We start from the raw sequence: 13,473 nt of genomic DNA on the forward strand, positions 1-13,473 counted from the left end.
GCGGGATTATACCTTGCATATTTAGGTTGGTAAATGGAAAATAGTGAAAAAATACTCTTGGTCGGTTGAATTTGATGAAAAGCTCGAAAAATAATGTTTACACCGTTTCCCGATTAAACGGTGAAGTCCGCCAGCTGCTTGAAGGTGAGCTAGGTAAGGTGTGGCTTGAGGCCGAAATCTCGAACTTTGTTTCCCCAAATTCAGGTCATTGGTATATGACATTAAAAGATAGTCGCTCACAAATTCGTTGTGCGATGTTCAAAGGTCGTAATCAAACTGTTCCTTTCACACCAGTTAATGGGCAACAAGTATTAGTTAAAGGCTCCATCAGTGTTTACGAACCCCGTGGTGATTATCAATTATTGCTTGAGTCAATGTTGCCAGCTGGTGATGGATTGCTAGCACAGCAATATGAAGCACTTAAACTAAAATTGGCGGCCGAAGGCTTATTTGCAACAGAAACTAAGCGCCCATTACCACAAAATATTCAACGAATTGGTGTTATTACCTCAGCCACTGGTGCTGCCGTTCGTGATGTAGTTAAAGTACTTTCTACTCGCGACCCATCAATAGAAGTGGTGATTTACCCAACCCAAGTACAAGGCGCGACAGCAGCGAAACAAATCATTAATGCAATTACCACGGCCAATAGACGTTTAGAAGTCGATATATTATTGCTTACCCGAGGTGGCGGCTCATTAGAAGATTTATGGTGCTTTAACGATGAAGACCTAGCGCATGCTATTTATAATAGTGCCCTGCCCGTGGTCAGCGCTGTGGGCCATGAAATTGATACGACTATCAGTGATTATGTTGCAGATGTACGCGCACCAACTCCGTCAGCAGGTGCTGAATTGTTATCCGATGATAAAGGCAATAAAACCCAAAAACTCAACCTGATGTTTTCACGATTACGACAATCAATGCGCCATTACTTATTACACCAAAGCACGCAACTGACTGAACTAAGCCACCAGTTGCAACGTGAAGATCCTAAAAGGCAGCTACAACAGCTTGAGCAGCGCTTTGATGAAATGCAGTTAAAGCTTGAATCTGCCCTGCGTCATAAGCTTGCTAATGCAAGATTAGCTCAGCAACAACTTAAGAGCCGACTGCAACAGCGCTCACCCGCTCATAAGTTAACCTTAGAGCAAAACAAAGTGGGTTATCTCACAAGTCGCTTAAAAGATGCCATGAAAGCAAGACTAGCCAGTGCCAATCAGAAAGTCAGTTACAGTGCGCATCAACTAGAAACTGTTAGCCCATTAGCTACATTAAGCCGTGGTTACAGTATTACCCGTGATGGTAAAGGCAAGATTTTGAATAGTGCTGAGCAAGTTAACACTGGCGACACACTGACCACCACCCTGAATCAAGGTGAGATTAAGTCAGTTGTTCAGTAGAGCAATGATGCAATAGCTTTATAATGCATCAGCTCAATTGCGCATAAAAAGATAAGTCATCCTGCTCATGTCGGGATGACTTTTGTTTTTAGGCTCGTCTAAAAACTTAACGTTTAATTTATGCTTTAAGACGATAAAGCCTCATCATCAATAGCATCAACAAAGCTGTTAATGACAAACTACCGCCACTGACAATCACTTCAGACTCGATTACTTCAACATATTCTTGTTCGTACACTTCATCTCTGTCACTGCTTTCCAATGGCAAGGCATATAAACCATCAGATTCATTGGCACTTAATGTCGCCACAATGTCTTCATAACCTAGCTCATATAAATCAATCAACACATCGTAATAATCGGTTTTATAGCCTTGAGCTAAGGTTGTGAGTACCTCGTAATCATCGTCTGTAGCATCTCCATAAATAGTAAATACTTCAGTGGAATAATAATGTTCCCATGGCCCACCATTACGACTTAAATAAAGCTCTGCATAAACATTGGCTGGTTCACCTTGCGTAAAACCGTAGACATCTGCATCAAAGGTCACGCTAAAAGTTTGGTAAAAACCATCTTCATCAAAATCATCGAATATACGGCTATAGGCATCATAAATATCAAAATCACGATAACCTATAATAGATTGCTGCTGGACATGATTAGATAAAGGATTAGATTCTTGATTTAATCCAAGATTAGTGTCAGTCACGTTCACTGACACTTTGGCCTTTTCAGCGGCTGCTTTTGCAATAGCATCATTAACACTTCGTAGAGCTACCGCAGACAATATTCCCGCTTTACGCTCTGACATGATTTGCTCACGAGTAGCCCGCACAGCTATAGATTTACCTTGGGCGATATCACTTTTACGCTTTGCCCTTTCTTCAGCCACTAACAATTTTAATGATTGTTGCTGCTTTGCGGTCAAAGCTGGATTATCTTCAACAGCAAGCGCTACGTTATTCACTTGCCGCCCTTCACTCACCACAATGATATTTGGGTTAAACGTATTCTGTGCTGTTACGGGTAAACTGAGTGTCAGCATCCATACGCATCCAATAACTGCCGCCATCTGATTGAACCATTTTTGCTTATTAGTTTGAATATCCATCATTATTCCCTCTCATTCAGAGTCAGCACCAAAATCAATTAAATTAACCCATGGTGTGCGAATGTTATTTAACAGCCCTTATATAAGTTCCCTTATTTAAGAACACTTAAAATGAATGCAAGATGAACAAACAAAGCGCCAAAGCTAAATAAATAGTTGGCGCCGGAATAAAACAGAATGGAAGTAGAAAGGAATATGACTAAATAAAGTAGTTAATCTATGACTCATTGCTCATACGGATTCAAAGCTTTGTATGTTCGATATAACTCGCCTATAGCCCAAATCGCAGCGGCAAATAAACCAAGCTGGCCAACATTTGCATAGGACGCTAAGGCATTATCTGAATAAATTAGATAACCTAATAACCGCCCCAATTCATACACACTTATAATTAGAATTATTGGACACACTAAAAGCGTGAAATAAATCCATTTATTACTTTTGAAATCCATAAATATCCTTATTAAATATCACTCAGTAACTATAAAACCCGCTTTCTTTGAGTTCTGTTAGATTGACTAAAAACCAACATAATAGCTCCGAGTAAAATGGCCATATCGGCAATATTAAAAATACCGGTTCTGAATGAACCCAAGCCTAAATTAAGAAAGTCGATGACTGCGCCATTGTTATACATACGGTCATAAAAGTTACTTAACCCACCAGAAAAAACCAAAGATAGCGCAATGACTGAAGGGAGTTGTTGCTGAGTATTTATTATTAGATACAAAAGGAGTCCTAATAAAAATAGTCCTATAATCACAACGAAAATAATAAAACGGGTATGTTCACTGAATTGTTCCCCCATGCCCAAGAAGGCACCAATATTTTCAGCATAACTGACTCTAAAAATATCAAAGAAGAAACTGTAGCTTTCATTACGAGGCAAGTGTTGAACCGCTAGTGCTTTAGAGCCTTGGTCACACCCCACACAAGACAATGTGACTAATAAGATGGTGAGTAACCTTTTCCATATATTCATTTTACCTTCCATGGCAAATGTTTACTTAATTGATGTAAACCTTTACTTAAATTGATTCGAATTCTTTTCGTGCGCTAAATAATTCCAGCTTAATGTTTTGAAGTAAAGCCTTATTGCATGATCATCTATTAAAAAGTCGTAGCGTCAAAGAAATGATAAGTAAAAATAGGGAAGACCTCTCCCTATTCTATAACTCAAGTTCATCAATATATTATTTAAGCATACGCTTCAGGGTATTATCTTTATCAATAATATGATGTTTTAGCGCACCTGCCACATGTAAAAATACCGATGCGATAATGGCATAGCCAACCCAATGATGAACGCTATGAAAAAATGAAGCTACTTGCGGATAATGTGCCAGTGCTTTTTGAGGGTTAGCTGAGTCAACATTGCGCGCAACAATTTCAAGCCCGAATACATCAACACCATTACCTCCTAATGAAGACATTAAAAAGCCAGAAATAGGCAACAATAAGGTCCCTAAAATTAATAGCCAGTGTACAAGTTTACTCAAACTATGTTCTATTTGGGTGTAATTACCTGCAGGAGATGGCCAACCATTTTTAATACGCCACAGCACGCGTAGCAGCACCACAAAAAAGATGATAAAGCCAAATGATTTATGCCAAGAATACAGACTATAGGTTTTGGTTTCTGCCATAAATACGCCAATGGCAAGCAGAGAAATCATGCCAACACCGACAATCCAGTGTAGCATTCGAGTGATAGGGCTCAAAGTCGTCGGGGTGTCGAGTTGCATTTCATTTTCTCCATGTAAATTTATTCAAATGCTCAACTGTATTTCAACTAGCGCCGCATTTTGAAACAACAAAATAATCACCCTGTAAACTTAAAGGTTACCGCCTAGTACTACAACTCAATTGACATAACTTTGCACATTTAAGTTGTTCATTTTCATCTGTATCCTCCAATAAAGCTTTTGCCATTCATCTTCTATTCATTTAACGCCCTCCATAATTTACATCGTCACTCGAGCTAAGCGATTTTCAGCTATGCAGATGTTTCTATATTGAAAGGGATCTTTTACACTGAGAACTGATTTTAAAGATGTATATTGATGTGGACGCCGCGAATGAGCAGATTAATCAACAAATTAGGCATTACCCTGTTATCTTTAATGTTGTTTTCAATGACAACATGGTCAGTTCAGGCTGCCCCATTGTCGGTGATAGGCAATATGAGTAGCACTATGTCCATGTCATCTCCAGTGAACCTTAAACACCCAGGCTTTAATAACAAATCAAAGGGTGGCTCAGGTAAGTCTCAACCTTTAGTCATTAAAAGTTCTTCACAGGCGGCTCAACTCGCCAAGCGACAATATTCTGCAAAAGTGCTATCAGTTCAATCAACAAAAGTAGGCGGCTCGCCAGGCTACAGAGTCAAATTGCTTTCTAATAAAGGCATGGTGTTTTACGCCACCGTGAATGCACGTACTGGTTCAGTTTCGAGGAATTAACCATGAGAATATTGTTAGTTGAAGATGATTTAGGCTTACAAAGAAACCTAAGTGAGCATTTACAAGCTGCTAATTACAGTGTCGATATATCATCGGATGGCGAAGATGGCCTGTTTCAGGCTACGGAATATCAATATGATGCGGCTATTATTGACGTGGGGTTGCCTAAAATCGATGGCTTAAGCTTGATAACCCAATTACGTAATAAACAAATTGATTACCCTATTTTGATTTTAACCGCCCGAGATGGCTGGCAAGATAAAGTATTGGGCTTAGATTCTGGCGCGGATGATTATTTAACTAAACCGTTTCAACCAGAAGAACTGGTTGCCCGTTTAAATGCCCTAATTAGACGTTCAGCAGGACAAGCTAGTCCTATTGTGGCTAACGGGCCATTTAGCCTTAACACCCGTACCCTTGAATTGAAGCACTTACAAAATCCAATAATCCTTAGCAGCTCTGAATTTAAGCTATTTGAATACTTCATGCTACACCAAGGCGAGGTGATTTCTAAACCCACCTTAATTGAGCATATTTACGACCAAGACTTTGATTTAGATTCTAATGTGATAGAAGTGTTTATTCGTCGCTTACGAAAAAAGCTCGATCCCGATGGCGATTATAAATTGATAGAAACCTTACGCGGTCAGGGTTATCGTTTGCGACAGTTAAGTTAACTCTCATGATAAATCTTGCTGCTATAAGTAAGTTAACCAGTGGGCTGAGTTCACTCAAAGCGCGGTGGTCTAACGCCCCTAAAAAAGCCTTTTTATCTGGTGGCGTAAACTCACTCAAGTTTCGGTTAATGCTTAGCGGTTTATTACTAATTTTAGTATTACTACCGCTGATTGGCGTGACCGTTAATAGCGCGTTCCAACATCAAATTACTCAATCGATAAACAATCAACTGCGAGCTTATGTTTATTCAGTGCTTGCTGTCGCCGAGGTTAAAGACGATCAAGTCGTCATGCCTAATTATCTGATAGAAAATCAGTTTAATGTCATTGGCTCAGGATTATATGCGCTGATCACCTCAGACAATCAACTACTTTGGCATTCCGAATCTTTTTTTGGTTTAAACCTGCCAACAACTAGCTCAACAGCCTTAGCACTCCCCAGCCCGCAGATGGGACAAGGAGCCCTGACTCAAGTTAGCTTTGACGATTTAGCTGGCAATGGCGATAACAACCACGTGGTTTATAGCTTTAGTGTTAGTTTTGAAACCAATCAAAAGCCACTGGCAATCACAGTTCACATTGTTAAAGATGACGCCGATTACCAACAACAAATTAGTGAGTTTAATACCACCTTATGGACTTGGCTGATTGTATTAATGCTGGTACTGGCTCTCGTACAAGGGATTTGGCTATTTTGGACGTTAAGACCGTTAAATCAATTTACCAAAGAGCTTGCACTGGTTGATAAGGGCCAACAAACTCGCTTAAAACAAGATTACCCCAACGAATTAAATGCGGTGGCTAATCAACTTAATATTTTACTCAACACTGAGCAGCAACAAAGGCAGCGTTACCGAAATGCGCTCGCTGATTTAGCCCATAGTTTAAAAACACCGTTAGCGGTACTGCAAAGCCAAACTGATTTGAGTGCTGAGTCAAAAGAGCAAGCCACCAATATTAATAACATCATTAGTTATCAACTAAACAAAGCGAAATCCAGCGCTAATCAAGCTTGGCATATAGGTATAAGCATCGATGATGTGGCCAGTAAACTCATTAGAACCTTGGCAAAAATTTATCAGCAATCTTACGTGGATATTGATTATCAAGCTGAGCCCAAGTTAATGTTTAAAGGTGAAGAAGCTGATTTGCATGAGATGCTCGGTAATTTATTGGATAACGCCTGTAAGGCTGCAAAATCCCAAGTATGTTTATCTGTTGAACAAACCGATGCAGTATTACGTTTTATCATTGAAGATGACGGTGACGGACTCACTGAACAACAACGCCAAAATGTATTCGAACGTGGTATTCGCGCTGATACTTATCACCAAGGTCATGGTATTGGTTTGGCTATCGTTCAAGACTTAGTGAAAACCTATCAAGGTGAGCTGACAGTTTCGCAATCAGAGCAATTTGGCGGCGCTAAATTCATCTTAACCTTTGCCAGTTAGCTTACTCTATAAACTTGGGATCATTATTAGTATTTCCCTTAAATAACTCTCCTTGCACTATACGCTTTCATCTTACGTTCATTTTCACTTGGTTATGCTATCTCTAACATTCGTAAAGTACCGATGTTTGGTATCTGGAGATAAAATGATCCGATTATCTATCCCCACTAAATTGATTAAAACAGGGCTTATTACTCTTTGTCTACTGTCACCAACAGCTGCGTTGGCTGTTGGGAGTAATACTGTTGAAAGAAATAGTGACGCGCAATATGAGCAAACTCAGCCTTCAGAGGCGCAGCTAGCACAGATGTTAGCGCCTATTGCGCTGTACCCTGATAGCTTGCTTACCCATATATTAATTGCTGCAACTTACCCACTTGAGATTGTTCAAGCCCGTCGTTGGGAGCAACAACATAATAGTTTGAGCAGCGAGCAAAAAATGCAGCAAGCAGAGCTTGAGTCTTGGGATCCTAGCGTAACAGCATTGGTTGCTTTTCCGACCGTACTTGAAAAGTTAAATGAAGATTTAAACTGGACTCAAGAATTAGGTGAAGCTTTCTTACTAGATGAAGCAATGGTGCTTGCCAGTATTCAGATACTTAGACAACAAGCGGACGAAGCTGATAGCTTTAATGAAATGGATAACATGACTGTTACCCGTGTTGAAAAACAAATCATTATTGAGCCAGCACAGCCTGAAGTTATTTATGTGCCAGTGTACGATCCGCGAGTGGTTTACGGTCATTGGCGCTGGCATGCTTATCCGCCTGTTTATTGGCATTACCCGGCATACGCATATTATCGCCCGCACCGTCCAATATACTGGGGGCCTAGCGTATACATTAACTTTAACTACTTCTTTGGCGCTGTGCATTGGTCACATCATCGCGTCGTGGTAGTTAACCACCGTAATACTCGTTATTACCGTAAACCCCATAAAATTGCTTACAGCACCGGTTCACAACGTTGGAAACATAAACCAGCTCATCGACGCGGCGTTGCTTACAAAGCGCCAAAAGTGAGTCATCGTTATGACAAAAAACGTTATAACACCGCCAGCATTGCTCATAAACCAGCACATAAAGCGGCTCATAAATCTTCACATAAACCTGCAATAAAGCCGGTTAATAGTAAGCATAAAACGAACTACGCAAAACAGACGCAACAAAGTCGCGTAAACAAGGCATTAAAGGATAATAAGAGGAATACTGTAAGTCATAACAAAAGTGTTAAAAACAAGTCGGTCAACCAAACGGCTAAGGTGAATCACAACCGTTCTAATAACTCGAGCAATTACAAGTCGCCAAGTTATAGTAATTCGCAGCATAAGCAATCAAGCCAACGGGCTTCAACGCAGCGTTCTTCGACACAAAGAGCGACAACTCAAAGGTCGTCGAATCAAAGAGCAGCAACACAGAGGTCAACTGCACAATCAAAAAGTCATAATCGCTCTTCGAGTAAGAGTCATTCAAGCCATCGTTCATCTGCGCCTCAACAAAAGGCTAGATAACTAAAGTGATTGATTAACTCAATGATGAACTAGCGAAGCTGCTGGTTAGTTTATAAATTGATTAGCTTAGCGATTGATTAGCATAAAAAAAGCCTGAATTTTTCAATTCAGGCTTTTTTTATTATCTTAATAAACGCTGTCAGAAGGTTACTTCTTACGGCTATTGATATGGCTCATAGCGCGTTTACGACGACGCTCTTGGCTAATCGTCAGTTTCTCAGTACGGCCTTGGAACGGGTTCGCACCTTCTTGGAAACGAATTTGAATTGGCGTGCCAATCACTTTTAAAGAACGACGGAAATAGTTCATCATGTAGCGCTTGTATGAATCAGGTAACTTACTTACCTGATTACCATGCACAACAACGATTGGTGGATTGTAACCACCAGCATGGGCATATTTAAGCTTAACGCGGCGCCCATGAACCAATGGAGGCTGATGATCGTCTTGTGACATTTGCATAATACGAGTCAGCATTGAAGTGCTTACGCGGCGCGTCGCACTGTCATATGCTTCTTCAATAGATTCGTATAAATGACCAACACCTGTACCATGCAATGCTGAGATAAAGTGAATGCGGGCAAAATCAATAAAGCCTAGGCGACGATCAAGTTCGCTTTTAACGCCTTCTTTAAATGACTGGTCTAAACCATCCCATTTGTTCACCGCAATCACGATTGCACGTCCCGCGTTTAATGCAAAGCCTAATAAACCTAAATCTTGTTCAGAGATACCATCTTGTGCATCGATAACCAGTAAAACAACATTGGCATCTTCAACAGCTTTAAGGGTTTTAATGACCGAGAATTTCTCGATAGTTTCATGTACTTTACTGCGGCGACGAACACCCGCAGTATCAATCAATACATATTCACGATCTTCGCGCGTCATTGGAATATAAATACTGTCACGAGTCGTACCTGGCGCATCATAAACCACCACACGTTCTTCACCTAGAATACGGTTAGTCAGTGTTGATTTACCTACGTTTGGTTTACCGATGATAGCTAATTTAATTGGTAAGTTTTGCAGACGCTCTTGTTCTGCTTCCGCTTCTTCTTCGGTGTACTCGCGTACTTCTTCGCCTTCTTCATCGGAATCTTGGCGAGTAATACCCATTGCTTCAGCATAAGGTGCTAAAGAATATTCAATCATATTGGTCACGCCGCGGCCTTGCGCAGCTGCCATTTGGTAGACTTCACCTAAACCCAGCGACCAAAACTCAGCACAAGCTGAATCAGCGTCAATACCATCTACTTTGTTGGCAACAACAAAGGTAGTTTTATCACGGCTACGTAAATGCTCTGAAATCGCAAGATCAGCAGAAGTTAAGCCAGCACGTGCATCAGTTAAGAATAATACGACATCAGCTTCTTCAATCGCAGCAAGCGACTGTTCAGCCATTTTTGTTTCGATCCCTTCTTCAGTGCCGTCGATACCACCAGTATCAACCACAATAAATTCGTAACCAGATAAAAACGCACGACCGTATTTACGGTCACGTGTTAAACCAGGAAAATCGGCGACAAGCGCATCTCTTGTGCGAGTAAGACGGTTAAATAAAGTTGACTTACCAACATTAGGTCGCCCCACAAGGGCCACTACAGGGATCATGATTTTGCCTCTAAAAACTTTTAAATAAAAAGCCCCCGGAACACACTTCCAGGGGCTCTAATAAGGTTTACTGGTTAATTTATGGCAGGATTACAGTAGCTAGCTTCCCGCTGCGACCTTGCACATAAATTTTGTCTCCAGCCACAACCGGCTGCGAGAATAAACCATCACTATCAACCTCAACTCGACCAGCGACTTCGCCAGTGTTGCGATCGATAAAGTGTAGATAACCTTCAAAGTCACCTACCACAATATAAGAACCAATGACTGCAGGAGAAGTTAAACCACGGTTTGTTAACGTAGTATTACTCCAAAGTTCCAAACCATTACGTCTATCTACTGAGTAAATACGACTATGGTCATCAACGACATAAAGTCCAACACCTGCTGCGGCTAATTCATTAAAGCTTGAGTACTTACGTGTCCAAACAACACGACCCGTTCTTAGCTCCATTGACACCAAGTTACCATTGTAACTTACCGCGTATAAATTATCGCCCAAAATTAACGGTGTCATGTCCACATCGGCCATTCGAGTAAACTCGTTACCGCCAGTTGGGCTAAATACGGCTTGTTCCCAAGCCACTTGACCGTTGTTTTTAACGATAACTGATATTTTACCATCAGCTGTACCTAGGAAGAAACCACCTGAATCATATGCCGCGGAACCTGTACCTCGAAGAGTCAAGTTTGGCAGTTGCATTTCGTGGGTCCACAACTTGCTGCCATCTTCAATTGAAAATGACTCAAAGTTACCATCACTGGTATGCACAGCTACAGAATCTTCAGAAACAGTTGGTGGCGACAACAGCTCGCCACTGGCAATAGCATGCCAAGCAACATCACCTGTTTTTGCATCAAGTGCAACAAGCAAGCCTGATTCACCGCCAATAAAGACTTTATTACGGCTAACTGTTACGCCAGCGGCAATACGTGCTTCTTTGGTTTTAGCCAGCGCAGTATCTTTAAATTCTGACGCTAAGTCTTTACGCCAAGCGACCTTACTTGTTTCTTGATCGTAAGCAACAACAGTACCGTTACGGTCAGCGACATAGACATGACCATAAAAAACGGCTGGTTTAAGTTGTGAGTAATAGTCGCCCACACCATTGCCTACACTGACGCTCCAATCGACTTCAGGAAATACAGTTGCTTGAATTTCAGTAAGTTCTGTTACAACTTCTTCTTCAGTATCGCTCGAAGAACAAGCAGATAGCAACGCGACACTTAAGCCCGCTGCTAGCAAGGTTTTGCATAAAGACTTCATTCGGCTAATTCCTTATGCCTTGTTTAAATTGTCTAGCTTCATTTGTAGTGCAGGACTTGATAACGAGCCGCCATTGTCTACAGCTGCTTGGTATGCAGTTCTTGCCTTGTCCATGTCGCCTTGACGCACTAGGAAGTCGCCTTTTAATTCGTCACGTTGTGCATTAAATGCTTCATCGCTAACTTGGTCTAAAGTTGCTAACGCTGTGCCTAAATTACCTTGCTCAGCTTGAACTCGAGATAAACGAATCGTCGCTAAAGAGCTAAGTGCTGCACCTGGGTTAGCTGCGATGATTTTAGTGAAAGCCGCTTCTGCTTTATCTAAATCACCTGCATCTACTGCAGCTTTTGCAGACATAAGCTCAAGCAATGCTTGATAACCTTGTTGATCATGTTGCTGACCAAAATCGCTAACTGCAGCCATAACAGCTGTGCTGTCTGCGCTATTAGCGGCAATGCTTTGAAACGCTTCTGAAGCTGCTTCAGCATTTTCTATTTTTACGTCAGAATAATAATTCCAACCGTATAATCCACCTAGACCAACTACCGCACCTACAATGATAGAGCTGCCGTAATCTTTCCAGAACTGCTTAATAGCATCTACTTGTTGTTCTTCTGTGCTATAAATATCCACGCGCACTTCCCCTTTCTATTCAGTTCTGTTTATTAGCTAATAAGCCAATATTAAAATAATGATTTAATCGTGGTCGCCAAATCGTCTCGGGCAACCAAAAGTTGTTCGTTCTTATTTCTCAGAGGCTTAACTGCAACCTGTTGGTTTGCGATTTCGTTCTCACCAATGATTAATGCATACTCAGCGCCGCTTTTATCAGCACGTTTCATCTGCTTTTTAAAGTTACCGCCACCACAATGACTCATGACTTTAAGCTGTGGCAGGCTTTGACGCAACTCTTGAGCAATTTTAATTGCTTCAACTAAACAGTTTTCGCCCATTGCTGTGACATAAACATCAACAACGGGAGCAACGTCTTTGTTCAGTTCAAGGGTTTCAAGCAATAACACAATACGCTCAAGGCCCATTGCAAAACCCACTGCTGGAGTCTCTTTCCCCCCAAGCTGACCAACTAATCCGTCATAACGACCGCCAGCTAGTACTGTGCCTTGCGAACCTAAACTGTCTGTAACCCATTCGAAAACAGTGCGGTTATAGTAATCTAAACCGCGAACAAGACGAGGATTAACTGTGTATTGGATGCCAACAGCGTCTAAGAGTTCACATAAGGTTGAAAAATGTGTTTTTGACTCTTCACCTAAGTACTCCATTAATGCTGGCGCATCGGCCAGTAATGCTTGAACTTGTGGTGATTTAGAATCTAATACGCGCAGTGGGTTTGAGTACATGCGGCGCTGTGAATCTTCGTCAAGCTGCTCTTTATGCTGCTCAAGAAATGCAATCAATGCATCACGGTATGCTGCTCGTTCAGCTGGATCGCCCAATGTATTAAGCTCTAACTTAACGTGTTCGGTAATACCGAAAGATTCCCAAAGGCGCGCAGATAACATTAATACTTCAGCATCAATGTCTGCACTTGGAATACCATAAACTTCAACACCAAACTGGTGGAATTGACGGTAGCGACCTTTTTGCGGACGTTCATGGCGGAACATTGGTCCCATATACCATAAACGCTGCTCTTGGTTATACAGCAAGCCATGCTCGTTACCCGCACGAACAGTAGAAGCAGTGCCTTCTGGACGTAAGGTTAAGCTGTCTTCATTGCGATCGGCAAAGGTATACATTTCTTTTTCAACGATATCGGTAACTTCACCAATAGAACGTTTGAAAAGATCGGTTGATTCAACGATCGGAGTACGGATTTCGCTATAGCCATATGCACTAACAGTAGAACGGATAACCGCTTCTACTTTTTGCCATACTGGGCTTTGCGTTGGCAGAATGTCATTCATTCCGCGAATTGCTTGGATCTGTTTAGCCACGTTTTGCCTACTTGAGT

12 protein-coding genes are annotated in these 13,473 nt (G+C 41.4%); 5 read left to right on the top strand and 7 right to left on the bottom strand.

The window, feature by feature from the left end:
• Positions 1 to 74: 74 nt before the first annotated feature.
• The gene (xseA, locus tag K5Q58_RS06085) at positions 75 to 1,403 is read left to right on the top strand and encodes an exodeoxyribonuclease VII large subunit (protein WP_220753067.1); all 1,329 of its coding nucleotides are present in this window, start codon (positions 75 to 77) and stop codon (positions 1,401 to 1,403) included.
• 118 nt (positions 1,404 to 1,521) lie between these two features.
• On the opposite strand, the gene K5Q58_RS06090 is transcribed toward xseA, so the two are convergent.
• From K5Q58_RS06090 to K5Q58_RS06100, 3 genes are all read right to left on the bottom strand, one after another.
• The gene (locus K5Q58_RS06090; RefSeq protein ID WP_259651256.1) at positions 1,522 to 2,514 is read right to left on the bottom strand and encodes a choice-of-anchor H family protein; all 993 of its coding nucleotides are present in this window, start codon (positions 2,512 to 2,514) and stop codon (positions 1,522 to 1,524) included.
• 481 nt (positions 2,515 to 2,995) lie between these two features.
• Entirely contained in the window at positions 2,996 to 3,496 is a 501-nt protein-coding gene (lspA, locus tag K5Q58_RS06095; RefSeq protein ID WP_220753068.1) for a signal peptidase II, read from the bottom strand.
• A 211-nt stretch (positions 3,497 to 3,707) separates the two neighbouring features.
• Complete coding sequence (locus K5Q58_RS06100) at positions 3,708 to 4,259, bottom strand: cytochrome b (RefSeq protein ID WP_220753069.1); 552 nt, start codon at positions 4,257 to 4,259, stop codon at positions 3,708 to 3,710.
• Positions 4,260 to 4,592: 333 nt separating this feature from the next.
• Here K5Q58_RS06100 and K5Q58_RS21110 point away from each other — a divergent pair, with 333 nt between their 5' ends.
• The 4 genes from K5Q58_RS21110 (at position 4,593) to K5Q58_RS06120 (ending at position 8,617) form a co-directional block, all read left to right on the top strand.
• The gene (locus K5Q58_RS21110; protein ID WP_259651257.1) at positions 4,593 to 4,976 is read left to right on the top strand and encodes a PepSY domain-containing protein; all 384 of its coding nucleotides are present in this window, start codon (positions 4,593 to 4,595) and stop codon (positions 4,974 to 4,976) included.
• A gap of 2 nt (positions 4,977 to 4,978) precedes the next feature.
• Entirely contained in the window at positions 4,979 to 5,653 is a 675-nt protein-coding gene (locus K5Q58_RS06110) for a response regulator transcription factor (protein ID WP_220753070.1), read from the top strand.
• 128 nt (positions 5,654 to 5,781) lie between these two features.
• Positions 5,782 to 7,107 carry an ATP-binding protein gene (locus tag K5Q58_RS06115; protein WP_259651259.1) on the top strand — a complete coding sequence of 442 codons (1,326 nt, stop codon included), beginning with the start codon at positions 5,782 to 5,784 and terminating at the stop codon, positions 7,105 to 7,107.
• Between the two features lie 145 nt (positions 7,108 to 7,252).
• Complete coding sequence (locus K5Q58_RS06120; RefSeq protein WP_220753072.1) at positions 7,253 to 8,617, top strand: DUF3300 domain-containing protein; 1,365 nt, start codon at positions 7,253 to 7,255, stop codon at positions 8,615 to 8,617.
• A gap of 147 nt (positions 8,618 to 8,764) precedes the next feature.
• On the opposite strand, the gene der is transcribed toward K5Q58_RS06120, so the two are convergent.
• From der to hisS, 4 genes are all read right to left on the bottom strand, one after another.
• A complete protein-coding gene (gene der / locus K5Q58_RS06125; RefSeq protein WP_220753073.1) occupies positions 8,765 to 10,231 on the bottom strand; it encodes a ribosome biogenesis GTPase Der in 1,467 nt (488 codons plus the stop codon).
• 79 nt (positions 10,232 to 10,310) lie between these two features.
• Positions 10,311 to 11,498 carry an outer membrane protein assembly factor BamB gene (gene bamB / locus K5Q58_RS06130; protein ID WP_220753074.1) on the bottom strand — a complete coding sequence of 396 codons (1,188 nt, stop codon included), beginning with the start codon at positions 11,496 to 11,498 and terminating at the stop codon, positions 10,311 to 10,313.
• A 12-nt stretch (positions 11,499 to 11,510) separates the two neighbouring features.
• A complete protein-coding gene (locus tag K5Q58_RS06135; protein WP_220753075.1) occupies positions 11,511 to 12,131 on the bottom strand; it encodes a tetratricopeptide repeat protein in 621 nt (206 codons plus the stop codon).
• 50 nt (positions 12,132 to 12,181) lie between these two features.
• Positions 12,182 to 13,456: a histidine--tRNA ligase gene (hisS, locus tag K5Q58_RS06140; RefSeq protein ID WP_220753076.1), complete on the bottom strand. Its 1,275-nt coding sequence runs from the start codon at positions 13,454 to 13,456 to the stop codon at positions 12,182 to 12,184.
• Between the last annotated feature and the right edge of the window lie 17 nt (positions 13,457 to 13,473).

This window comes from Shewanella sp. KT0246 (genome assembly GCF_019654955.1).
GTDB classification, from domain to species: Bacteria; Pseudomonadota; Gammaproteobacteria; order Enterobacterales; family Shewanellaceae; genus Shewanella; species Shewanella goraebulensis.